The sequence below is a fragment of the Streptomyces sp. Je 1-4 4N24 genome (assembly GCF_026239515.1).
Taxonomy (GTDB): domain Bacteria; phylum Actinomycetota; class Actinomycetes; order Streptomycetales; family Streptomycetaceae; genus Streptomyces; species Streptomyces nigrescens.
Genome location: NZ_CP110836.1, coordinates 4,650,786 through 4,673,299, shown reverse-complemented (window position 1 = coordinate 4,673,299; position 22,514 = coordinate 4,650,786). Strand labels below are relative to the sequence as shown.

20 protein-coding genes and 1 tRNA gene are annotated in these 22,514 nt (G+C 69.1%); 10 read left to right on the top strand and 11 right to left on the bottom strand.

The window, feature by feature from the left end; translation table 11 throughout:
* Positions 1 to 462: 462 nt before the first annotated feature.
* The 6 genes from SLV14N_RS20270 to pknB all read left to right on the top strand — a co-directional run bounded on the left by SLV14N_RS20270 (position 463) and on the right by pknB (position 8,548).
* Positions 463 to 1,296, top strand: coding sequence for a DUF3662 and FHA domain-containing protein (locus tag SLV14N_RS20270; protein ID WP_018092066.1), 834 nt, complete (start codon positions 463 to 465; stop codon positions 1,294 to 1,296).
* Between the two features lie 10 nt (positions 1,297 to 1,306).
* A complete protein-coding gene (locus tag SLV14N_RS20265) occupies positions 1,307 to 1,837 on the top strand; it encodes an FHA domain-containing protein (RefSeq protein ID WP_018092067.1) in 531 nt (176 codons plus the stop codon).
* A 132-nt stretch (positions 1,838 to 1,969) separates the two neighbouring features.
* The gene (locus tag SLV14N_RS20260; protein ID WP_208682461.1) at positions 1,970 to 3,541 is read left to right on the top strand and encodes a PP2C family serine/threonine-protein phosphatase; all 1,572 of its coding nucleotides are present in this window, start codon (positions 1,970 to 1,972) and stop codon (positions 3,539 to 3,541) included.
* 23 nt (positions 3,542 to 3,564) lie between these two features.
* Positions 3,565 to 4,947 carry an FtsW/RodA/SpoVE family cell cycle protein gene (locus SLV14N_RS20255; protein ID WP_208682459.1) on the top strand — a complete coding sequence of 461 codons (1,383 nt, stop codon included), beginning with the start codon at positions 3,565 to 3,567 and terminating at the stop codon, positions 4,945 to 4,947.
* Positions 4,944 to 6,413, top strand: a complete 1,470-nt coding sequence (locus tag SLV14N_RS20250) for a penicillin-binding protein 2 (RefSeq protein WP_263270513.1) — start codon at positions 4,944 to 4,946, stop codon at positions 6,411 to 6,413. The genes SLV14N_RS20255 and SLV14N_RS20250 overlap by 4 nt, the downstream gene beginning before the upstream one ends.
* 146 nt (positions 6,414 to 6,559) lie before the next feature.
* On the top strand, positions 6,560 to 8,548 hold the full coding sequence (gene pknB / locus SLV14N_RS20245) for a Stk1 family PASTA domain-containing Ser/Thr kinase (protein WP_263270512.1): 1,989 nt from the start codon (positions 6,560 to 6,562) through the stop codon (positions 8,546 to 8,548).
* 78 nt (positions 8,549 to 8,626) lie between these two features.
* Here pknB and SLV14N_RS20240 read toward each other — a convergent pair whose 3' ends face one another.
* The 6 genes from SLV14N_RS20240 to SLV14N_RS20215 form a co-directional block, all read right to left on the bottom strand.
* Entirely contained in the window at positions 8,627 to 9,367 is a 741-nt protein-coding gene (locus SLV14N_RS20240) for a class E sortase (RefSeq protein ID WP_263270511.1), read from the bottom strand.
* A 25-nt stretch (positions 9,368 to 9,392) separates the two neighbouring features.
* The gene (locus SLV14N_RS20235; RefSeq protein WP_263270510.1) at positions 9,393 to 10,847 is read right to left on the bottom strand and encodes a class E sortase; all 1,455 of its coding nucleotides are present in this window, start codon (positions 10,845 to 10,847) and stop codon (positions 9,393 to 9,395) included.
* Positions 10,844 to 11,500: an aminodeoxychorismate/anthranilate synthase component II gene (locus tag SLV14N_RS20230; RefSeq protein WP_263270509.1), complete on the bottom strand. Its 657-nt coding sequence runs from the start codon at positions 11,498 to 11,500 to the stop codon at positions 10,844 to 10,846. Before SLV14N_RS20230 ends, SLV14N_RS20235 begins: the two co-directional genes overlap by 4 nt.
* Positions 11,497 to 11,670 (bottom strand): hypothetical protein, encoded by a 174-nt coding sequence (locus tag SLV14N_RS20225; protein WP_018092075.1) that lies wholly within the window; start codon positions 11,668 to 11,670, stop codon positions 11,497 to 11,499. The genes SLV14N_RS20230 and SLV14N_RS20225 overlap by 4 nt, the downstream gene beginning before the upstream one ends.
* Before the next feature lie 83 nt (positions 11,671 to 11,753).
* Complete coding sequence (locus SLV14N_RS20220) at positions 11,754 to 12,476, bottom strand: class E sortase (RefSeq protein WP_263270508.1); 723 nt, start codon at positions 12,474 to 12,476, stop codon at positions 11,754 to 11,756.
* Between the two features lie 37 nt (positions 12,477 to 12,513).
* Positions 12,514 to 13,284 carry a DUF881 domain-containing protein gene (locus SLV14N_RS20215; RefSeq protein WP_208682445.1) on the bottom strand — a complete coding sequence of 257 codons (771 nt, stop codon included), beginning with the start codon at positions 13,282 to 13,284 and terminating at the stop codon, positions 12,514 to 12,516.
* A gap of 180 nt (positions 13,285 to 13,464) precedes the next feature.
* Between SLV14N_RS20215 and crgA the strand changes: the two genes are divergently transcribed.
* Positions 13,465 to 13,719, top strand: a complete 255-nt coding sequence (gene crgA, locus SLV14N_RS20210; RefSeq protein WP_018092078.1) for a cell division protein CrgA — start codon at positions 13,465 to 13,467, stop codon at positions 13,717 to 13,719.
* Between the two features lie 235 nt (positions 13,720 to 13,954).
* On the opposite strand, the gene SLV14N_RS20205 is transcribed toward crgA, so the two are convergent.
* Together SLV14N_RS20205 and SLV14N_RS20200 are read right to left on the bottom strand one after the other, a co-directional pair.
* Positions 13,955 to 14,872: a rhomboid family intramembrane serine protease gene (locus SLV14N_RS20205; RefSeq protein ID WP_208682437.1), complete on the bottom strand. Its 918-nt coding sequence runs from the start codon at positions 14,870 to 14,872 to the stop codon at positions 13,955 to 13,957.
* A gap of 150 nt (positions 14,873 to 15,022) precedes the next feature.
* Positions 15,023 to 15,550, bottom strand: a complete 528-nt coding sequence (locus SLV14N_RS20200; protein WP_208682435.1) for a peptidylprolyl isomerase — start codon at positions 15,548 to 15,550, stop codon at positions 15,023 to 15,025.
* Positions 15,551 to 15,869: 319 nt separating this feature from the next.
* Between SLV14N_RS20200 and SLV14N_RS20195 the strand changes: the two genes are divergently transcribed.
* A complete protein-coding gene (locus SLV14N_RS20195) occupies positions 15,870 to 16,580 on the top strand; it encodes a DUF5324 family protein (RefSeq protein ID WP_208682433.1) in 711 nt (236 codons plus the stop codon).
* A gap of 172 nt (positions 16,581 to 16,752) precedes the next feature.
* Here SLV14N_RS20195 and SLV14N_RS20190 read toward each other — a convergent pair.
* Positions 16,753 to 16,825 (bottom strand) — tRNA-Ala (locus tag SLV14N_RS20190).
* 127 nt (positions 16,826 to 16,952) lie between these two features.
* On the opposite strand from SLV14N_RS20190, the gene SLV14N_RS20185 reads away from it, so the two are divergent.
* The gene (locus SLV14N_RS20185) at positions 16,953 to 17,501 is read left to right on the top strand and encodes a DNA-binding protein (RefSeq protein WP_018092082.1); all 549 of its coding nucleotides are present in this window, start codon (positions 16,953 to 16,955) and stop codon (positions 17,499 to 17,501) included.
* Between the two features lie 41 nt (positions 17,502 to 17,542).
* Positions 17,543 to 19,021 (top strand): serine/threonine-protein kinase, encoded by a 1,479-nt coding sequence (locus tag SLV14N_RS20180; RefSeq protein ID WP_263270507.1) that lies wholly within the window; start codon positions 17,543 to 17,545, stop codon positions 19,019 to 19,021.
* Positions 19,022 to 19,086: 65 nt separating this feature from the next.
* Here the strand turns inward: SLV14N_RS20180 and SLV14N_RS20175 are convergent, their stop codons facing one another.
* Positions 19,087 to 20,508 (bottom strand): hypothetical protein, encoded by a 1,422-nt coding sequence (locus SLV14N_RS20175; RefSeq protein ID WP_263270506.1) that lies wholly within the window; start codon positions 20,506 to 20,508, stop codon positions 19,087 to 19,089.
* Positions 20,502 to 22,430 carry a VWA domain-containing protein gene (locus tag SLV14N_RS20170; RefSeq protein WP_263270505.1) on the bottom strand — a complete coding sequence of 643 codons (1,929 nt, stop codon included), beginning with the start codon at positions 22,428 to 22,430 and terminating at the stop codon, positions 20,502 to 20,504. The genes SLV14N_RS20175 and SLV14N_RS20170 overlap by 7 nt, the downstream gene beginning before the upstream one ends.
* Between the last annotated feature and the right edge of the window lie 84 nt (positions 22,431 to 22,514).

The following is a 22,514-nucleotide window of genomic DNA, read 5'->3' as shown; positions in this document are numbered from 1 at the left end:
ACATCCAGAACACTAGCACGCTGTCGGGGGTGCCTTCACACGCCTTTCCCCCGGTCCCCGCCCTGCGGCAACCCGGGTGGCACCCCGCCCCACACCGGGCATTCGCCGAGCGCTGCCCAGAGGGTTCACACTCGCGGTAGCCGCAAACAGAGTGAGGGCCACCCGGTCCGCCTCCGGGCCGGCCGGGGCCCGCGCCCCGCGCCATGTCCGACTCCGGCCCCCGCCCGGCCGGAGTGGTCGGCGGTTGCGGGACACTGTCTGCGGGGCACATCTACGATCGCAGTGCACGAGCAGTGGGCAAGGAGCAAACAAGCACCGGGCAACCCTGTGAGGGGCGACACTCGTCCTCAAGGCGGGAAAGGGGAACCAGCCGATTTCCCGACGCGTGGATACGATCAGTAAGCAGTATCAGGACGACTCGACCAGGACGACCCCGACGAAGACTGAGGAAGGAGGTGCCCCGTGGGAGTACTGAAGCGTTTCGAGCAGCGGCTCGAAGGTCTCGTCAACGGCACCTTCGCCAAGGTGTTCAAGTCCGAGGTGCAGCCCGTTGAGATCGCCGGCGCGCTGCAGCGTGAGTGCGACAACAACGCCACCATCTGGAACCGCGACCGCACGGTCGTCCCCAACGACTTCATCGTCGAGCTGAGCACCCCCGACTACGAGCGGCTGAGCCCCTACAGCGGGCAGCTCGGCGACGAGCTCTCCAGCATGGTCCGCGACTACGCCAAGCAGCAGCGGTACACCTTCATGGGCTCGATCAAGGTCCATCTGGAGAAGGCCGACGATCTCGACACCGGCCTGTACCGCGTCCGCAGCCGCACGCTCGCCTCCAGCTCGTCCCAGGACCAGCCGGGCCCGGCGGCCGACCGGCGCTCCGCGGCGATGCCCCGCGGCGGCCAGCCCGGCGGCGGCCATGTGAGCCCGCCCCCCATGCCTTCGTCCCCGCCTCCCGGCGGCGCACAGTCCGTACCCCGTACGGCACCGCCCGGTGCAGGACCGCAGCCCCAGGCACAAACCAGGCGCTGGATCGAGATCAACGGCACCCGCCATCAGATCTCCCGCCCCACGCTCGTGCTGGGCCGCAGCACCGACGCTGACGTACGGATCGACGACCCGGGTGTCTCCCGGCGTCATTGTGAGATCCGGGTCGGAACGCCCCCCATGATCCAGGATCTGGGTTCCACGAACGGCATCGTGGTAGACGGGCAGCACACCACTCGCGCTAATCTCCGCGACGGCTCGCGGATTGTCGTGGGCAGTACCACCATCGTTTACCGGCAAGCCGAAGGGTGAAGCGGGGGCAATGTCAGAGCTGACCCTCACGGTCATGCGGTTGGGTTTCCTCGCCGTACTGTGGCTGTTCGTCATCGTGGCCGTTCAGGTCATCCGCAGCGATCTGTTCGGCACGCGCGTCACACAGCGCGGTGCCGCCCGTCGCGGCGGACAGGAACCGCGTGCGCAGCGGCAGGCTGCCGCGCCACCGCAACAACAGCGCCGCCAGGAAGGCGGACGCGGCAACAACAACCGGCAGCGCCGCGGAGCCCCCACGAAGCTCGTGGTCTCCGAGGGCTCGCTGACCGGCACCACCGTCGCCCTCCAAGGCCAGACCATCTCCCTGGGCCGTGCGCACGACTCCACGATCGTGCTGGACGACGACTACGCGTCCAGCAGGCATGCCAGGATCTACCCGGACCGTGACGGCCAGTGGATCGTCGAGGACCTCGGTTCCACCAACGGCACGTACCTGGACCGGACCCGACTGACGACCCCGACACCGATTCCTCTGGGAGCCCCGATCCGCATCGGCAAGACCGTCATCGAGCTGCGGAAGTAGTACGACAATGAGCGAGCGGAGCGAGCGAGCCGCGGCGGTCCACTCGGCGGACCCGGGCGTGCTCCCGACCGGAGGGTGGGCAGTGTGGCTCGAAGAGACCGGCTGTACCCCGAGCCGACGGGTGAGGTGCGCATGAGTCTGTCACTGCGCTTCGCCGCCGGATCGCACAAGGGCATGATCCGCGAGGGCAACGAGGACTCCGGCTACGCCGGGCCACGGCTGCTCGCCATCGCCGACGGCATGGGCGGCCAGGCCGCCGGTGAGGTCGCCTCCTCCGAGGTGATCTCCACACTCGTCCAGCTCGACGACGACGTTCCCGGCTCCGACCTCCTCACCTCCCTGGGCACGGCCGTCACGCGCGCCAATGACCAGCTGCGGGTGATGGTCGAGGAGGACCCGCAGCTGGAGGGCATGGGCACGACCCTGACCGCCCTGCTGTGGACCGGGCAGCGGCTCGGTCTCGTCCATGTCGGCGACTCGCGTGCGTACCTGCTGCGTGACGGCGCCCTGACCCAGATCACCCAGGACCACACCTGGGTGCAGCGGCTGGTCGACGAGGGCCGGATCACCGAAGAGGAAGCCACCACCCATCCGCAGCGGTCGCTGCTGATGCGGGCGCTGGGCAGCGGCGATCATGTCGAGCCCGATCTGTCGATCCGCGAGGTGCGGGCCGGCGACCGGTATCTGATCTGCTCGGACGGACTGTCCGGGGTGGTCAGCCACCAGACGCTGGAGGAGACCCTCGCCAGCTACCACGGGCCGCACGAGACGGTGCAGGAGCTGATCCAGCTCGCGCTGCGCGGCGGCGGACCCGACAACATCACCTGCATCGTCGCCGACGTCCTGGACGTGGACGGCAACGAAACGATGGCCGGTCAGCTCAACGACACCCCGGTCATCGTCGGCGCCGTCGCGGAGAACCAGCACCAGCTCAGCGACCCGAGCACGCTGCAGACCCCCGCCGCCCGGGCCGCCGAACTCGGCCGGCCCGGCGGACCGAACCCGGGCGCCCCTGGTGCCTTCGGACCGCCCGGCAGCGGTGATCCGGAGGTCGGCGGACCGCCGCAGGGCTCGTTCGGCGCGTTCATGGACGAGGACTTCGTCAAGCCCCGGCGGCGCGGGCGGTGGCTCAAGCGGTCGCTGCTCATCGCGCTGGCGCTGGCCGTCGTGGGCGGCGGCTGCTACGCGGGCTACAACTGGACGCAGACCCAGTACTTCGTCGGTGCCAAGGACGACCACATCGCGCTCTACCGGGGCATCAGCCAGGATCTCGCGTGGATCAGGCTCAATGATGTGGACGAGGACCACCCCGAGATCGAACTCAAGTACCTGCCGCTGTACCAGCGCAACCAGGTCAAGGAGACGATCGCGGTCGACAACCGCACTCAGGCGGGAGAAAAGGTCACCGAATTGAGTAAGCAGGCCAATGCCTGCCGTACCAAGGAGCAGCGGGAGGCCGCCGAGCGTGACGCGGCGCGTCACCCGGGCCAGGGCCAGACGGGCACACCGAGCAAGCCCGGCTCTCCGTCAGCTTCACCGTCCGGTTCGCCGAGCGCCAAGCCCGGCAGCACCGGCAGGAACAGCGGCACCGGCACGGCCGGCGCACTGGCGGCGACCACCTCTCCGTCTCCCAAGGCCACTCCCAGCCAGGCCCCTTCCCAGGAGCAGCAGAAGCTGGAAAAGAATTGCAGCACCCAGCAGTGAGGGCGTAGGGGGCCGTAGATCTCATGAGCAGCACCACCAACACCACCACCATCGGCACCATCGGAGCCCCGAGCCGCCGCAACACCGAGCTGGCGATGCTCATCTTCGCGGTGCTGATTCCGGTGTTCGCGTACGTCAACGTCGGTCTGGCGAAGGACGGTTCGGTGCCGGCCGGTGTGCTGGGCTACAGCCTCGGGCTCGGCCTGCTGGCGGGCGTCGCGCATCTCGTCGTCCGCAAGTGGGCGCCGTACGCGGATCCGCTGATGCTGCCCATCGGCACCCTGCTCAACGGCCTGGGTCTGATCTTCATCTGGCGGCTGGACCAGGAGCCTTCGCTGGGCAAGGCGATGGCGCCCAACCAGCTGATGTGGTCGACCCTCGGTGTCGCCTTCTTCCTCGCCATCCTGATCTTCCTCAAGGACCACCGGGTCCTGCAGCGCTACACCTACATCTCGATGGTGGTCGCGCTGGTGCTGCTGATCGCCCCGATGTTCTTTCCCGGTGTGAACGGCGCAAAGATCTGGATCACGATTCCGGGTCTCGGCTCGCTGCAGCCCGGTGAGTTCGCGAAGATCATCATCGCGATCTTCTTCGCCGGCTATCTGATGGTGAAGCGGGACGCGCTGGCGCTGGCCAGCCGCCGCTTCATGGGCCTCTACCTCCCCCGCGGCCGCGACCTCGGCCCGATCCTCGTCATCTGGGCGCTGAGCCTGATGATCCTGGTCTTCGAGACCGACCTGGGTACCTCGCTGCTGTTCTTCGGCCTGTTCGTCGTGATGCTGTACGTGGCGACCGAGCGGACCAGCTGGATCGTGTTCGGACTGCTGCTCAGCGCGGGCGGCGCGGTCGCTGTGGCGACGTTCGAGTCGCACGTCCAGATCCGTGTGCACAACTGGCTCAACCCGCTGGAGCTGCAAGGCGGCGGTGTCACCGAGACCGCCCAGGCCATGTACTCCTTCGGCTCCGGCGGCATCCTCGGCTCCGGTCTGGGCCAGGGCTACTCCCGCCTCATCCAGGGCATCGCGCCGAAGAGTGACTACATTCTCGCCACGGTCGGTGAGGAGATCGGGCTCGCCGGGCTGATGGCCATTCTGATGCTGTACGGCCTGCTGATCGAGCGCGGTATCCGTACGGCGCTGGCGGCCCGCGACCCGTTCGGCAAGCTGCTCGCGATCGGCCTGTCCGGTGCCTTCGCCCTGCAGGTCTTCGTCGTCGCCGGTGGTGTGACGGGCCTGATCCCGCTGACGGGTATGACGATGCCGTTCCTCGCCCAGGGTGGGTCGTCCGTGATCGCCAACTGGGCGCTGATCGCGATCCTGCTGCGGATCAGCGACACCGCGCGCCGCCCGGCGCCGGCCCCCGCTCCCTCCACCGACGCCGAGATGACCCAGGTGGTCCGTCCGTGAACAAGCCCCTGCGCCGGGTCGCGATCTTCTGCGGCCTGCTCGTCCTCGCCCTGCTGGTGCGCGTCAACTGGGTGCAGTTCGTCCAGGGTGACGAGCTCAAGGACGACCCGCACAACCGGCGGGTCGCCATCGAGCGATACAGCATCCCGCGCGGCAACATCATCGTGGACGGCAAGGCCATCACCGGCTCCTCGACCACGGACAGCGGCGACTTCAAGTACAAGCGGACGTACAAGAACGGCAAGATGTGGGCGCCGGTCACCGGCTACGCCTCGCAGGCCTTCGACGCCAACCAGCTCGAGAAGCTCAACGACGGCATTCTCACCGGTACCGACGACAGGCTCTTCTTCAGCCGCACGGTCGACATGTTCACCGGCAGCAAGCAGAAGGGCGGCAACGTGGTGACCACCCTCGACGCCAAGGCCCAGAAGGCGGCCTTCGACGGGCTCGGCAAGCAGAAGGGCGCGGTCGCCGCGATCAACCCGGAGACCGGCGCGATCCTGGCACTGGCCAGCACCCCGTCCTACGACCCGTCCACCTTCGCCGGGATGAGCAACAAGGACGCCGAGGCGTACAACGGGCTGCAGAAGAAGAACAACCCCGACGAGCCGATGCTCAACCGGGCGCTGCGCCAGACCTACCCGCCCGGCTCCACCTTCAAGGTCGTCACGGCAGCGGCGGCCCTGGAGAACGGCCTCTACGACGACGTCGACTCCAGCACCCGCTCCCCGCTGCCCTACACGCTCCCCGACACCTCGGGCGTCGAGCTGAAGAACGAGGGCAACATCCCCTGCAAGAACGCCAGCCTGCGCGAGGCGCTGCGGGTGTCCTGCAACACCGTGTTCGGCAAGATCAGCGCCGACCTCGGCAACAAGAAGATGAAGGCCGAGGCGGAGAAGTTCGGCTTCAACGACCCGGGCATCAACACTCCGGTCCGTGCCTCGGAGAGCATCTTCCCCACGGACAACCGGCCGCAGAACGCGATGGCGGGCATCGGCCAGGCCTCCAACCGCGCCACACCGCTGCAGATGGCCATGGTCGCCTCGGCGGTCGCCAACGGCGGCAAGCTGATGAAGCCGTACATGGTCGATCAGCTGGTGGCGACGAACCTCAATGTGGTCCAGCAGCACACTCCGCAGGAGATGAGCCAGCCGCTCAGCCCGGAGAACGCGCAGAAGATCCAGAGCATGATGGAGACCGTGGTCAAGTCGGGTACGGGAACCAACGCCCAGATCCCGAACGTCACAGTCGGCGGTAAGACCGGTACCGCACAGCACGGTGAGAACAACAAGGACAATCCGTACGCCTGGTTCATCTCCTACGCGAAGACCGACAAGGGCACCCCCGTCGCGGTCGCTGTCGTCATTGAGGGATCCGACACGCTCCGCGATGACATCGCCGGTGGCAAGCTCGCAGCTCCGGTCGCGAAGCACGTCATGCAGGCGGTACTCGAAGGCGAAAAGTGACTCGGATCATGCCAATACCGGTCACGTATCAGGTTGCGGCTCCGGCCCGGTCCGGTACGGCGTGCCGGGTACGGTATGCCCGGACAGCACACCGCCGGACCACACACCGGTGCGGTCGGGACTGACGGAGAGGGCTGGAGAAGCTTATGGAAGAGCCGCGTCGCCTCGGCGGCCGGTACGAGCTGGGCTCGGTGCTCGGCCGCGGTGGCATGGCCGAGGTGTACCTCGCGCATGACACCCGCCTGGGCCGCACCGTAGCTGTGAAGACGCTGCGGGTGGACCTCGCCCGTGACCCGTCCTTCCAGGCCCGGTTCCGCCGTGAGGCCCAGTCGGCCGCCTCGCTGAACCATCCGTCGATCGTCGCGGTCTACGACACCGGCGAGGACTACGTCGACGGTGTCTCGATCCCGTACATCGTCATGGAGTACGTCGACGGCTCCACGCTCCGTGAGCTGCTGCACTCCGGAAGAAAGCTGCTGCCCGAGCGCTCGCTGGAGATGACTACCGGTGTCCTCCAGGCGCTGGAGTACTCCCACCGGGCCGGCATCGTCCACCGCGACATCAAGCCAGCCAACGTCATGCTGACGCGCACCGGCCAGGTCAAGGTCATGGACTTCGGCATCGCCCGCGCCATGGGCGATGCCGGGATGACGATGACGCAGACCGCGGCGGTCATCGGCACGGCCCAGTACCTCTCGCCCGAGCAGGCCAAGGGCGAGCAGGTCGACGCCCGCTCCGACCTGTACTCCACCGGCTGTCTGCTCTACGAGCTGCTCACGGTACGGCCGCCGTTCGTCGGTGACTCACCGGTCGCGGTGGCCTATCAGCATGTCCGCGAGGAGCCGCAGAAGCCGAGCAACTTCGACCCCGAGATCACGCCGGAGATGGACGCCATCGTCCTGAAGGCGCTGGTCAAGGACCCGGACTACCGCTATCAGTCGGCCGATGAGATGCGTGCCGACATCGAGGCGGCGCTGGATGGCCAGCCGGTCGCGGCGGCCTCCGCCATGGGTGCGGCCGGCTACGACCAGGACCAGCCGACCACCATGCTGCGTCCGCAGGATCCGGCCGGCCAGACCGCCATGCTTCCGCCGATGAACCCGGACGACGGGGGCTACGACGACCGCGGCGACCGCCGCCGCGGCAGCGGTCAGAAGAAGAGCAGCACCTCGACGATCCTGCTGGTGCTTGCGGCCGTCCTCGTCCTGGTCGGTGCGATCTTCATCGGCAAGGCGATGTTCACCAACACCAATACGGGCGGCAAGGTGTCGGTGCCCGACCTCGTCGGCAAGACCCGAGCCGAAGCGAAGGCCTCCGGACGGAACGGCGGCTTCAACATCTCCGAGGCCGGTCGTAAGGCCTGCGACAACGTGAAGAAGGGCCGGGTCACCGAGCAGGAGCCGGAGGCCGGCGAGAAGATCGACAAGAATGAAACGGTCAACGTGACCATGTGCACGGGCGCCATCAAGGTCACCGTTCCGGACGTGGAGGACCTTTCGTTCGAAAGTGCTCGCGACCGCCTCAAGCGCAAGGGCTTCGAGAACGTCAAAAAGGTCCCTGAGGAGTCCGACCGGACGCCGGGCATCGTGCTCAAGCAGAACCCCGCTGGCCAGAGCGAGGCGCCCAAGAGCACAGTGATCGTCCTCACCGTCGCCCAGGAGTCTCCCAAGCAGAACGTCCCGCCCGTCACGGGACAGGACTTCGCGACGGCCGAAAAGCAGCTGAAGGACCTGGGCTTCGTGGTCGAGAAGAGCGAACAGGAAATCACCGACCCGAACCAGGTCGGCAAGGTGCTCAGCCAGAGCCCCGAGGGCAACACTCCGGCCAAGGAGGGTTCCACGGTGACCCTCACGGTCGGTAAGGCGGGGGCCCAGACACCGGTTCCGAGTGTCGTCGGCCAGCCGGTGAAGGAGGCGAAGAAGGCGCTGCAGCAGGCCGGCTTCACCAACATCCAGTTCGCCGCCGGCAGCTCGCAGGACGACAACGCCCGCGTGGTCACCCAGGACCCGCAGCCGCAGACACCGTCCGACCCCAAGACCACCACCGTGACGCTGACCACCATCGGTGGCGGCAACGGCGATGGCGGCAACGGGGGCGACGACGGCGGCGGCTTTATCGGCGGACCGTTCGGCTAGCAGAGCAGCGGTCGCTTCGGCGAGGCGAACAGGAAGCCCCGGCAGCCCTCCAAGGGCGCCGGGGCTCTCTGTTGTGCGCTAGCGGATTTCCTTCGGGGGTGTGCGGTTCGCGTCGACCTTCTCGGTGCGCTCCAGCTCGCCCCAGACGACATAGCGGTAGTCCGAGGTGTAGACCGGGGTGCAGGTCGTGAGGGTGATGTAGCGGCCCGCCTTGCGCTTACCGGATTCCTTGGGGATGTCGTCGAGGACGTCCACGTTGTACTTCGAGGTCTCGGGCAGGGTCGCGAAGACCTTGTAGACGTACCAGGTGTCCTTGGTCTCGAAGACGATCGGGTCGCCGTCCTTGAGCTTGTCGATGTTGTGGAACTTCGCGCCGTGGCCGTCGCGGTGCGCGGCGAGCGTGAAGTTTCCCTTCTTGTCCTTGGGCAGCCCCGACTTGACCGGCTTGGTGTAATAGCCGGCCACGCCCTCGTTGAGGATCTCGGCGTCGGTGCCCTTCTCGACCAGCACTTCACCGTTGTTCATCGCCGGGACGTGCAGAAAGCCGATGCCGTCCTTGGTGTCCAGCTCCCCCGGCCCCTTGGGGCCGCCGCTCGCCCAGTGCTGACGCACCTGGTCACCCTGCTTGTGCGCTTCGCGGTCGGCGAGGACGTTGGTCCACCACAGCGAGTAGGCGACGAACAGGCCCAGGATCAGCCCGACCGTGATCAGCAGCTCCCCGATGACGCTGACGGTGGAGGCGATGGCCCGGCGCACACGGCGCGGCTTGAGTGGCGGCGCGGACCGGTCGCATGCCTCGTCGTTTCCGGTGGCAGTCACCGCGTAGCACCCCTCTTATGTTTGCTCAGCCGGCGAGCGCATCCGGTTTGCCCTTGCTCCGCGGCCGCTCGTCGACCATCTTGCCCCAGACGATCATCCGAAAGGTACTGGTGAACTCCGGGGTGCAGGTCGTCAGGGTGATGTAGCGGCCGGGGCCGGTGAATCCCGAGCCAGGCGGCACCGGACCGATCACGCTGGTGTTGCTCGGAGACGTCTGCGGGAGGATGCTCTCCATCTCGTACGTGTAGTACGAGCTCTTCGTCTCGACGATGATCTTGTCGCCCTTGGTGAGGCGGTTGACGTAGCGGAACGGCTCACCGTGAGTGTTGCGATGGGCCGCCACCGCGAAGTTGCCCTTCTTGTCCCAGGGCATCGCCGTCTTGATCCCGCTGTTCTTGTCGTAGTGACCGACCATGCCGTGGTCCAGCACTTTGTGCTTGTCGATCCCCTCGGCTATCGGCGCCTTCACATCCAGCTTGGGGATATACATGATCCCGAAGCGCTCGCCGTCCGCGAGATTCTTCTTCTCGCCGCCGCCCTTGTCCCATTCGCTCTGCAGGTTGCTGGCGGCGCCGCCCGCCTCCTGTTCCGCCATCACGTTCGTCCACCAGAGCTGGTAGGTGACGAACAGCAGCATCAGCACGCCGAGGGTGATGAAGGCCTCGCCCAGCGCGCGGCTGGCGATCAGGCTGGGGCTGTCCTTGGCGGCCCGTGCGGCCTGCCGGGCCTCCAGCCGGGACATGGGGGCGGGCGCCGGTTCGGAGGCGGTGGCAGCGGTGGCCGGCGCGGCGGCGCCGCTGTGGCGCCCACGCCTGCCGCCCCGCTTTGCGGCCTCCTGAGCAGCCTTGCGCCGGGCCGCTCGGCCTCCGGGCGCCGGGTCCGCTGCCGCGGTTTCATGTGAAACCGTCGTGTCGGTTTCACGTGAAACGCTGTCCCCGTCGGGCTTCTCGGCCTGCCGCAGCGCCATGGTCTCGTCGTCCTGCCACGACGCGGAGCCCGCGGCCGCTGCCGGAGGGGGGCTCACGGCGGAAGCGGGTCTCACCCTCGGTGTGGGGGCCGGCGACGCCGGTGTCTCCGGGGCGGTACCGCGCTGAGATATCGGCTCGGCGGTGGCGGGGCGGCGAGCGGGGCCGGGCCCCTGGCCGTAGGCGGCCGCCTGAGGGCCGTACGACTGCCGTCCCGGCGGGGACGGCTCTTCGGGCTCCAGATGCGGGCGGAACCACGGTGAGCCCTGTCTCACGCCCTCCTGAGCCGGTTTGCCCCGCCGACGCCCCCGGCCCGGCTGCCCGTAGGGATCCGGCGCGGGCGCGGGTGCCGGTGGCACCTGGCCCGGCAGCGGATCGGTCAGCGGGTCGGCCAGCTGCTCCACCGCCGCCTCGAACGCATCGGGCTGCCCGTACGGGTCCTGCGGAGCGTAGGACCGCTCCGGCTCGTCCGGCTCGTAGGCTCTCCCTTCACGTTCGGGGCGCAGGTCGGTCACCCGCCGGCCTTGCCGACCACCGGGGCCAGCCCCGTCGAGCGCTCCACTGCCCCCTTGTCGCCGCATTCGACGAGCCAGTTGGCCAGCATCCGGTGGCCCCACTCCGTCAGGACCGACTCGGGGTGGAACTGGACACCCTCGACCAGGAGTTCGCGATGCCGCAGGCCCATGACGATCCGTCCGCCGGGGACGTCCTCGGCCTCCGTCCAGGACGTGACGATCAGTTCGTCGGGGACGGTCTCCGGCTCGACCGCCAGGGAGTGATAGCGGGTGGCGGTGAAGGGGGACGGCAGCCCGGAGAAGACGCCGACGTCGTCGTGGTGGACCGGCGAGGTCTTGCCGTGCAGCAGCTCGGGGGCGCGGTCCACCACGCCGCCGTACGCGACCGCCATCGACTGCATGCCCAGGCAGACACCGAAGACCGGGACACCGGTCTCCGCGCAGTGCCGGACCATGTCGACGCAGACGCCGGCCTGCTCGGGTGTGCCGGGTCCGGGCGACAGCAGCACCCCGTCGAAGCCGTCCTGGGCGTGCCGCGGCGCGACCTCGTCGTTGCGCAGCACCTCACATTCGGCACCGAGTTGGTAGAGGTACTGGACGAGGTTGAAGACGAAGCTGTCGTAGTTGTCGACGACGAGAATCCGTGCGGTCATCGGGCGGCCATCCCTTCATCGACAGTGACGTCATTGAAGGGGAGCAGCGGCTCCGCCCACGGAAAGACGTACTGGAAGAGTACGAAGACGACCGCCAGGACGAGCACCAGGGAAATCAGCGCTTTCACCCATGTGTTGCCCGGCAGATGCCGCCAGATCCAGCCGTACATGCTGTCGCTGTCCCCTTGCCGATGTGCCGATGACGATGTCGATTGCGACACCAGAGTAAGGGGCGAGGGCGGGCCCAGGTGGGTCAGCCGGTCAAAGCCGATGGCCTTCCCTGTGCCACGGGTTGGGTGGAATCGAGGTGTGCCCAGGCGATCAGCCGGTGGCTGTGGCCCCATTCCGGCTCGCAGGTGGTCAGCGTGAGATAGCGCCCGGGGCCGTTGAATCCGGACTTCCGCGGTACGGGGTCGATCACCCCGATGTCGCCGGGCAGCGTCGTATAGGGCCGGTTGTCGATGCGGTAGGTGAACCAGGTCGTGCCGTCGGTCAGCACCACGGCGTCACCGGGGCGCAGCCGCGGGAAGTCCTTGAAGGGGTCGCCATAGGTGCGGCGGTGACCGGCGACGGAGAAGTTGCCGGTCTCGCCGAGGCGGGCGGTGCGGGCGTAATGGCCGAGGCCGCGCTTGAGGACATCGGTCGCGGTGCCTTCCAGGACGGGCTTGGTCCAGTCGCTGCCCAGACGCGGGATGTACATGACGGCGAAGGAAGCGCCCGGGGTGTAGCGGCGGGGCCACTCGGCCGGGGCGGAGTCGCCGTCGGGGGCCGGTGTGCTGTCGGGGGCGGTGACCGGGCCCGTGGCCCACTGGTGCTGGAGCCTGCCGATCTCGCCGTCCATGGCGCTGTCGGCCCGTACGCCGGTCCAGAAGAGGACGTAGGCCACGAAGAGCACGATCAGTGCACCGACGGTGACGCAGATCTCGCTGAGCGTCCGCACGATACACCGCACCGTCGTCCGGCCCCGCAGCGTCATCCGGCCCCGTCCCTCCCCGGCGCCCGCGGCGTGCGGACTACGGCTTCACAGGCTGTGCGTAGTGGAGTTCCACTGTGCCGGAGTAGCCGGGAAGAGTCACCGCCTCGTGCTGGTCGACCTTCCAGCCCAGGCCGTAGGCGTTCACGTACTGGAGGTAGTTCTGGATGGCGGGGGACGCGGTCAGCGCGTTGGCGAGGGCCTCGCGGTTGCCGACGGCGGTGACCTTGTACGGCGGGGAGTAGACCCGGCCCTGGAGGATCAGCGTGTTGCCGACACAGCGCACCGCGCTGGTGGAGATCAGCCGCTGGTCCATGACCTTGATGCCCTTGGCTCCGCCGTGCCACAGGGCGTTCACCACGGCCTGCAGGTCCTGCTGGTGGATGACCAGGTCGTTGGGCTGCGGCTCGGGCACCCCGGGGATCTTGGCGGTGGCGTTCGGCGGGGCGTCGGTGAGCGTGACCGTCACGCCCTGGCCCTTCAGCGGCTTGGTGCCGGCGTTCTTCTCCAGCGCCTTGAGCTTGGCGTCCTCGGCCCGGGAGCTTCCGTTGTCGCGCTGCGCGAGAGCGTCGACCTCTTCCCGGAGAGTGGCGTTACGGTCGTCTTGGGCACCGTTTTTGTGGCTGCGTTCCTGGATGAGGTCGGACAGCCGCAGCATCGAGTCGTCCGAGCGCAGATTCGTGCCGCGCGCGGTGTCGAAGCTCAGCCAGAAGAGCAGACCGGCGAGCGCGAACACGACCAGAGTGAGGAGCCGCACGGGCCGCAGGCGGGAACGGGTGGGGCGGTCGGGGGAGTCAGCGGAATTGCTCAACGTACCCTTACTCCTTACGGCGCCACGGAAGCACTACGCTAACGGACGCCCGGGAAAGGAATCCGCTCCCCACCGCGTCCGCGCCCTGGCACACACCTCGTACCTCCCCCGCGGAGGGGGCACCGCCCGCTCGAGCGAAGCCGAGAGCGGGGGAGCAGCGCATCGACAGGAGAGTTCCTCGTGCCGAAGTCACGGATCCGCAAGAAGGACGACTTCACGCCGCCCCCGGCGAAGACCACCAACCTGAAGATGAGCTCAGGCCGCGGTTGGGTGGCGCCACTGATGTTGGCGATGTTCCTGATCGGGCTGGTGTGGATCGTGATGTTCTACGTGTCCGAGGGCGATCTGCCGATCGCCGCCATGGGCAACTGGAACATCGTGTGCGGCTTCGGCTTCATCGCGGTGGGCTTCGGCGTATCCACCCAGTGGAAGTAGCGCAAGCCCTGCCCAAGGCCATCCACACGGTTATCCACAGCCGGGGAAAACTTCAGAAGATCTGTGGATAACCCTCCGGAGGTTGACGCCGGTGTGATCGGCGGCACCCTCTTCCGGCCTCCTGCTCCCCCTTTCCTTACTGGGGAAACGCAGGTCGGAGCGGACCGGAACGAGAGTTCCGCACAGCATGCACAAGATCGGCCACGCACTGTGGACAACGTGCCGGGACGGACTCTCAGCCCACCAGCTGAAGAGTCCGTACCCACACCACCGCGATGATCGCCAGCAGCGCCACCACACAGGTCGCGCTGTGCACCAGCGTCCGGCGGTCACGCGGCGCATGCACCATCCCGAACGCCACCACGGCGCCCACCACCAGGCCGCCGACATGGGCCTGCCAGGCGATGTGCGGCCACAGGAACGTGAAGGCCAGGTTGAGGCCGAGCAGGATCAGCACCGGCTTCATGTCGTAATTCAGCCGCCGCAAGAGGACCGCCGTCGCGCCGAGCAGCCCGAAGATCGCGCCGGACGCACCCAGCGAGGGCTGGTTCTGCGCGGCGAGGAGATACGACAGGGCGCTGCCGCCCAGACCGGCGAGCAGATAGAGCCCGATGAACCGCAGCCGGCCGAGCGCCGCCTCCAGCGGCGGTCCCAGCCACCACAGCGAGAGCATGTTGAACGCGAAGTGCGCGATCTGCTGGTGCAGGAACGTCGCCGTCAGCAGGCGGTACCACTCACCCTCGGCGACACCGACGAGCTGAAACCGGCTCGGGTCGGCGGCCAGCCCGAGCAGATCGAGCCGGTTGACCAGCGGACTCATGTCGCCGCCGGTCGCCAGCACGGCGACGAACACAGCGGCGTTGATGCCCAGCAGGATCTTGGTGATCAGCCGCGGATCGGCGGCAATCGTGCCGCCCGCGATCGTGCGCGGCGCGGCGGCCTGCGGCGCATGACCGGTGCCGCCACCGCTGCGTACACAGTCCGGGCACTGGAAACCGACCGAGGCGCTGACCATGCACTCCGGGCATATGGGCCGGTCACAGCGGGTGCAGCGGATTCCGGTGGAGCGATCCGGGTGGCGGTGGCAGCCCGGCAGGCCATCGTCACCCCGCGCGTCCTGCGGCTCCTTCGGGCTGCCTGGCACCTGATCCATCCGTCCCCTCGTCCCCTTCTCCGTCCGGCGCGTCAGCACTTCGCCGTTTCCGCCCGGCCTTCGCCCGTGGACGAGCGTCGCGCCCCGCCTGATGTACGACCGGGCGGGGCGCAATGGTTCCCCGGACCCGGCCGGGGCGCACGACGCGGGTCAGCGGGTCTCGATGGCCACCGACTCGATCACGACGTCCTGGAGCGGACGGTCGGTGCGCGGGTTGGTCTGGGTGGCGGCGATGGCGTCGACGACCTTCTTGCTCGCCTCGTTGCTGACCTCACCGAAAATCGTGTGCTTGCCGGTCAGCCACGCGGTGGCCCCGACGGTGATGAAGAACTGCGAGCCGTTGGTGCCCGGGCCGGCGTTGGCCATGGCCAGCAGGTACGGCTTGTTGAAGGCCAGGTCGGGGTGGAACTCGTCCCCGAACTCGTAGCCGGGGCCGCCGGTGCCGTTGCCCAGCGGGTCGCCACCCTGGATCATGAAACCGCTGATCACCCGGTGGAAGACCGTGCCGTCGTACAGCCGGTCCGTGGACTTCTTGCCGGTCGCCGGGTGGGTCCACTCCCGCTCACCATTGGCGAGCTCGACGAAGTTCTTGACCGTCTTCGGTGCATGGTTCGGCAGGAGCCGGATCTCGATGTCGCCCTGGTTCGTCTTCAGGGTGGCGTAGAGCTGTTCAGCCACGATCGACCTTCCATAAGTCTTCACTGACGGTTCCTGATCCTCGCATGGACCGGCCCTCCGAAGACCTCCGCGCCGCATGTGCGCGCCGCCCCGACCGCACCTCTTGACGGTTTTCGTGCGCATTTCCTGCGCCCGGAGCGGCAAATCGTGGCATTGTCGTCAACAAGACTCCGGAAGGTCCGCAATGACCCGGATGCCCGCTCGCACATGCCGTGCGACGCATGAGCGGGCATGATCTCCAAACGGGTGGACAGGCGACAGAGAAGACACGGGGGACCAACCCCCAAGCCCCGGACACGCCACCGAGGAGGAGGATCCCGTGACCCGCAAGAAAAGCGTGCGCGCCGCGACCGATACGGCCAAGGACAGCGTGCGGCACGCCGCGGAGGTGGTGGCCCCGTATGCCGGTACGGCCAAGGAAGCCGCCGTGCACTTCGCGCACGAGGCCCGTACGCGAGCGGCTCCCAAGGTGGCCGAGGCCGCTCATCAGGCACGTGTGCAGTACGACGCGCATCTGCACCCACGTATCGAGCACGCCCGTGGCACGCTGCCGCCCAAGGTGGACGCCGCGGCGACCCGGGCTGCCTGCCGGACCCGTAAGGCGGCCCGCCAGGCGGCCGACTACACGGCACCGCGGCTGGAGCACGCGGTGACCCACGCCCGCGCCGCGGCCGAGCCGGTGCGCGACGAGGCCCTCGCCCGCGGTACCGCCGCGCTCGCCGCACTCCGCGGCCAGGTGACGGCCGCCGAGATCGCCAAGCTCCAGAAGAAGCACAGCCGGCGGGCCAAGTGCGGCAAGCTCGCCAAGCGCCTCACCGTGCTGGGCATCCTGGCCGGCGGTGCGATCGCCGCCTGGAAGTGGTGGGACAAGCAGGCCAACCCGGACTGGCTGGTCGAGCCGCCGGCTCCCACCGAGGTCAGCGACCGCGGCCGGCTGAGCGCGGTCGACGGCAGCGAGGGCGCCTCGCTGGACCCCGACGTCCAGGCCAAGCAGGCCGAGGCCGATGAACGCGGCGGCAACACGGCCTGACAGCGGAGCAGCGGAAACCGGGCCGGGCCCGTCACCCCAGCGAAGGGCGGCGGGCCCGGCCCGGTCGCGTACGGACGGCGAGGCCGGCTCCGGGCAGTGCGCCAACACTCCGTCAGAAATCTCAAAAGCCCTTCTGACCAGCGGTTACGCCGATCGGAAGGGCTTTCGGGAGTGGAGCCTAGGGGAGTCGAACCCCTGACATCTGCCATGCAAAGACAGCGCTCTACCAACTGAGCTAAGGCCCCTTCGCCGACCAGGGTACCCGGTGTCCGGTCGCTTTCCCGACCGGGTATCGCCGCACACCGTTGCTCTCCGTAGGATGCTTCGCGAGATTCGCGGCAGCGAAGCGATCGGGGAGACAGGGGAGACGGTATGGACTCAGCACAGCAGGAAGCCACCGCGCGGGCCCGGGAGCTGCAGCGCAGTTGGTACGGGGAGCCTCTGGGTGCGCTGTTCCGCCGTCTCATCGACGATCTCGGCCTGAACCAGGCCCGGCTGGCCGGCGTGCTCGGTCTGTCCGCCCCCATGCTGTCCCAGCTGATGAGCGGGCAGCGCGCGAAGATAGGCAACCCGGCCGTGGTGCAGCGGGTGCAGGCGCTGCAGGACCTGGCCGGCCAGGTCGCCGACGGCAGCGTGAGCGCCGCCGAGGCCACCGACCGCATGGAGGAGATCAAGAAGACGGCTGGCGGCTCGGTGCTGAACAACACCGCGCAGCAGACGTCGTCGACGGGGGCGACCACGGTGCGGCGCGTGGTGCGGGAGATCCAGTCGCTGCTGCGGTCGGTCGCCGACGCCGGGGACATCATCGATGCGGCGAACACCCTCGCCCCGGCTCACCCCGAACTGGCAGAGTTCCTCCGGGTCTACGGTGCCGGTCGCACCGCGGACGCGGTCGCCCATTACGAGGCGCACCAGAGTTAGCCACAGGGGACGTTGCGAGTTCAGAAGGCGGACGGGGCGCAATGGGTGAGATCTTCGCCGGTCGGTATGAGCTGATCGACCCGATCGGACGAGGCGGGGTGGGCGCGGTCTGGCGCGCCTGGGACGCCCGGCGCCGCCGCTACGTTGCCGCGAAGGTGCTGCAACAGAGCGACGCGCACACACTGCTGCGCTTCGTCCGCGAGCAGGCGCTGCGGATCGACCATCCGCATGTGCTGGCCCCGGCGAGCTGGGCCGCGGACGACGACAAGGTGCTGTTCACCATGGATCTGGTGAACGGCGGCTCGCTGGCGCATCTGATCGGGGACTACGGTCCGCTGCCGCCGCGGTTCGTGTGCACGCTCCTGGACCAGCTGCTGGCCGGGCTGACCGCGGTGCACGCCGAGGGGGTGGTGCACCGCGACATCAAGCCGGCGAACATCCTGCTGGAGGCCACCGGCACCGGCCGGCCGCATCTGCGGCTGTCCGACTTCGGCATCGCGATGCGCAAGGGCGAGCCACGGCTCACCGAGACCAACTACGTGGTGGGCACGCCCGGTTACTTCGCTCCGGAGCAGCTGCTGGGCGCCGAACCGGACTTCCCCGCCGATCTGTTCGCGGTCGGTCTGGTCGCGCTCTATCTGATCACCGGCACCAAGCCGGACGCCGAGGCGATGAGCCGGCACTTCGGCGAGCACGGCATCCCGAACGCGCCCGAGGGCGTCCCGGAGCCGCTGTGGCAGGTGCTGGCGTCCCTGGTCCACCCGGATCCGGAGGCGCGGTTCAAGACGGCCACCGGGGCACGTAAGGCGATGCTGTCGGCGGTCGAGCTGCTGCCGGACGCGACGATCGAGGAAGAGATCGTCGAGGTCTTCGACCACATAGGGCCGCTGCCGGCCGAATTCGGGCCGGACGGGCCGCTGCGTCCCAGGGACACCGCGGGATCCGCCACGGCCGGCGCCACCGCAGGCAGCGGGGCCACCGGGCAGGTCTCCATGTCGGACACCGGCAGCTTCCAGCTCGCCCCGCCGGAGCCGAGCACCCCGCCGACACCGACCCCGACGCCTACGCCCACCCCGATGCCGAGGGCCACGCCGGGGAGCACCCCCACGGGCCACGGCAGCACGCCCACGGGCCACGGCGCCACCTCCACCGGCCATGGCGAAAGCCTCACAGGCCACAGCAGCGCCTTCCCCCACCACGGCGGTACGCCCACCGGCCACGGCACCCCGGCCGGGCCGCCCGCCTCGTCCGGTATGCCGACGACGCCACCCCCGCCACCCGCGCCCGCGTACGAGCCGACCGCCGCCGCCCCTCCGGAACGGTCCGCGACCCGCCCGTACACGGCGGGCCCGCTCCCGGTCCCCGGACAGCCCCCGGCGGGCGTCTCCGTCACCGTTCCGGCCATGGCGCACCCCGCCCCGTACAGAAAGCCGGGACCGCCCCCGAAGGTCGCGGTCCCGGTGCTGATCGTGGCGTTGCTGTGCATCGCGGTCGGTGTCTGGGCGCTGATCGCCGCCTGATGCCCCACCACGGGGCCGGTGGCCGGCAGTGGAGCCGGGACGGCACCCGGCCCCGTGGAGGCCCGCTACCAGCCCTGTGGCGGCCCGAACTGACGGTTCTGCACCGCCTGTTGGGTCGAGTCCGTCGACTGTTCCGGCAACGAGGGCCGGCCACCCGGTCCGCCGGCGGTACCCGGCCCGGCCGGAGTGCCCGCCGCACCGGCCGCCGACCGCCGCGCCGCCAGCGTCCACGCTCCCAGTCCCACCAGCAGCACCACACCCGTGCCGATCCCGGCGTAGGCCACCGTCATCAAGGTGCCGTTCTTCGACGCCTCCTGTGCGGACTGGCCCTTCTCGGCCGTCTCCCGGTCCTCGGGCGTGACGGAGAAGACGCGGGTCGGCTCGGCGTAGCCGGGTCCGGCCTTGGCGGTGCCGCGGACATCCACCCTCAGGGTGAGCTCCGCGGCCTTGGGGAAGAACTGCGCGGCATCGGGGTGCAGGCTCACCTCGAGGTAGTACCAGCCCGCGAACCGCATCGCGTTGACCGAACCGCTCGTGTCGAAGCGGTTGCCGTAGTCGACGGGCGCGGTGAACTCCTTGGCGGCGGTCGGCTTCCCCGTGTACGAGACAAAGCTGGGGTTGCCGACCACGCCGCGCGCCGGGTTGTAGACGCTCAGGCCGAGCACCCTGGGGAGGAAGCCGGTGGCCTTGGCCGACGTCGCGTTCGGCAGCTCGGCGCTCAGGTTGAGCCGCTGTCCCCAGTCCACCGGCACACGGTAGAAGCGGGTCTCGCCCGGCCTGATCCGGTCCTTCCAGACGCCCGTGGCGACCGAGCCCGCGTCGTTGAAGCCGGTGCCGCCCTTGGCGCTGCGCTTGGTGTTGTCCGTACGCGGCGCCGGTGTCGCGGTGCTCCAGAGGCCCTTGCCCGGTTTGGCGGGGGTGTTGCCCTCGAGTGGGGGCTCGTTGAGGTAGTTGAGTTCCAGCGGCCAGGTGTCGGGGCCGGAGGTTGCCGATCCCTCGCGGGTGATCACGAGGTAGTACGGGCCCGCCTTCTGGCACTCCGTACGGTCGGCGCCGATGCGACGGGTGGCGTAGTCGGCGATCGGGTACGCCATGCCGCCGCCATTGAAGGACGGCCGGGATTCCGAACCGCAGGTCGTGCCGTTGCTGTCCTGGACGGTGAGGGTCAGCTTGTCGCCGTAGTCCTCGACCTTGGTGCCGGGCGGGGGCGCCGCGACGGCCGAGAAGTATGCACTGGTCCTGGCGTCCAGGTTGACGGCGTACCACTTCTGCTCGCCGCGCTTGATGGCGTCGGTGTGCAGTCCGGGCTTGAGTTGTGGTGCGTGCGCGGCGCTGGAGGAGCCCTCGGTCTTCGTGGCGCCGTCCGCCGTGCGGTAGTGGGGGACGGCATCGGCGGAGGCCACGCCCACCGCCCCCGGCAGGATCGGCACCGCGGCGAGCGCCGCCAGCACGGCTATGCCCCTGTACGTCGTGCGCCCCGTCACCACGAGCCACCCCTCATCGGATCCGAATTCCCGCCGTCGGCATGCGGCTTTCTGCGCGCCCGCCCGTAGGCGACCGCGAGACCGGCCAGCAGCAGTACGCCCACGCCGCCGACGGCGACCGCCGCCACACGTCCTGTGGACCATCCTCCACCGCCGCCCGGCGTCCCGTCCTGCGAGGGACCGGAATCGCCCCGGGAGGTATCGGCCGCGACCGTGGCGGCCCCGGCCTGGGGGCCGCTCTTCTCCTTGCCCAGCACCTCGATCCGCAGCACCACGCCGATCTGCGGGTTCTCCGCGATCTGGGACGCCTTGGCGCCCAGCGTCACCGCGAGGTAGAAGTCGCCCTTGCGGTGCACGGGAATGACGTTCGGGTGGTTCTCGTAGCGGTTGGTCCAGGCGACCGGGACCGTGCCCATGCTGAGCGAGGCCGGACGCCCGTTGTAGGACACCTGGCGGCTGAATTCCGTGGTGCCGCTGCCGACCGGCGCACGGAACGGTGTGTAGACCTGGGTGCCGCCGGAGGACGTATGGGCGCTGTAGCCCCTGACCGTCGGCTCGTTGGCGAACTCCACGTCGTAGCGCAGCTGCTGCCCCCAGCCGACCGACACCTTGTACCAAAGGGTCTGCGCGGGCAGGACCTTGTCCCGCCAGACGCCCTGGTGCAGCGTACGGGCGTCATTGAAGCCGGTGCCGCCGGTGACGTCCTTGGGGGCGGTGGTGGGCAGCGTGGCGTTCTTGCCGCCCGCGCCGTACTCCGGCTCCGACTGCGCGGGCGTGACGCCCTTCTTCAGCGGATGTTCCACGTGAAACGTCAGCTCCATCGGCCACCGTGCGGCGTCCGAGCCCTTGGCGGCCTTGCGCTCGACGACCAGCCAGTACCGCCCTGCCTTGTCACAGCCACCGGTACCGCTCTGCGAAGGGACCCGGCTGACGCCCGAGGTCAGCGGCGTCGCGCCCTCCTGTTGCCCGAAGAACTCGGTGGTGGACTGGCAGGCGCTGTCGGCGCCGTACGCGATCCGGGTGTGCAGCGCGTCGAGGTAGTCGACGGCCGCGCCGGGCTGGGGCACCACGGTCGCCGAGAAGTTGGCCGTCGAGGCGGCATCCAGGTCGGTGGCGTAGTAACGCTCCTCGTTGGGCCCGATGGAGTCGAGGTACTGCCCGGGGGCCATGGCGGGGGCGCCGCTCCGGGCCGCCGTGCCGCGGATCTGCTTGCCCTTGAAGCGGTAGCCGTCCGCGGAGAGTTGGCCGGCCCGCTGGAGCTGGCGGGCGAGCGACCGGGCGTCCGGGGCGTCGTAGTACTGCCCGTTGCCGGCCTTGGCGATGCACTCCAGCTGTGCACGGGCCTTGCCCGCCACCTGGAAGCCGATGGCGTCGATGTGCAGATCGACGCCGGAGTCGGCGAGTTGGGCAGCGACCTTGCAGGGCGGCGGTGTCTGGCAGTTGTCCTCGCCGTCGGAGATCAGCAGGATCGTGCGCTTGCCGATCGAGCCCCCGGCGAGCCGGGGCAGATCGGCGGCAGCCTTGCGCAGGGAGAGCCCGATGGGGGTGTCGCCCTTGGGCTCGACGCGCGCGACGGCCCGCTTGATGCCCGCCCGGTCGAGGGCGGCGACCGGCTGGGCGAGACGGGTGTCGTCACAGCCCTTGGGCTTGTCGGCGCCATAGACCCGCAGACCGGTGGGGTAGCCGTCGGGGAGTGCGTCGACGACCGTGCCGACGGCCTTGCGGGCGGAGTCGATCCGGGTGCCGCCGGAGCCGTCCTTCCCGGCCATCGAACCGGACGAGTCGAGCACCATCACCATCCCGCTGCCCTCGGCGGCGGGCGCCCTGGCCGGTGTGGCGGCGGTGGCCTGAAGTGGTGTGGCGGTCAGGGCCAGCAACAGCCCCCCGAGCAACGCCACCACCCCCCGGCGTGGTCGTGGTGCCATGTCCTGTTCCCCCTTGTGTCCTGCTGGTCCCCGCCACAGACAGAAGCTTTGCTATTGCAAGCTAATGGTGTGCTATAGCAAACT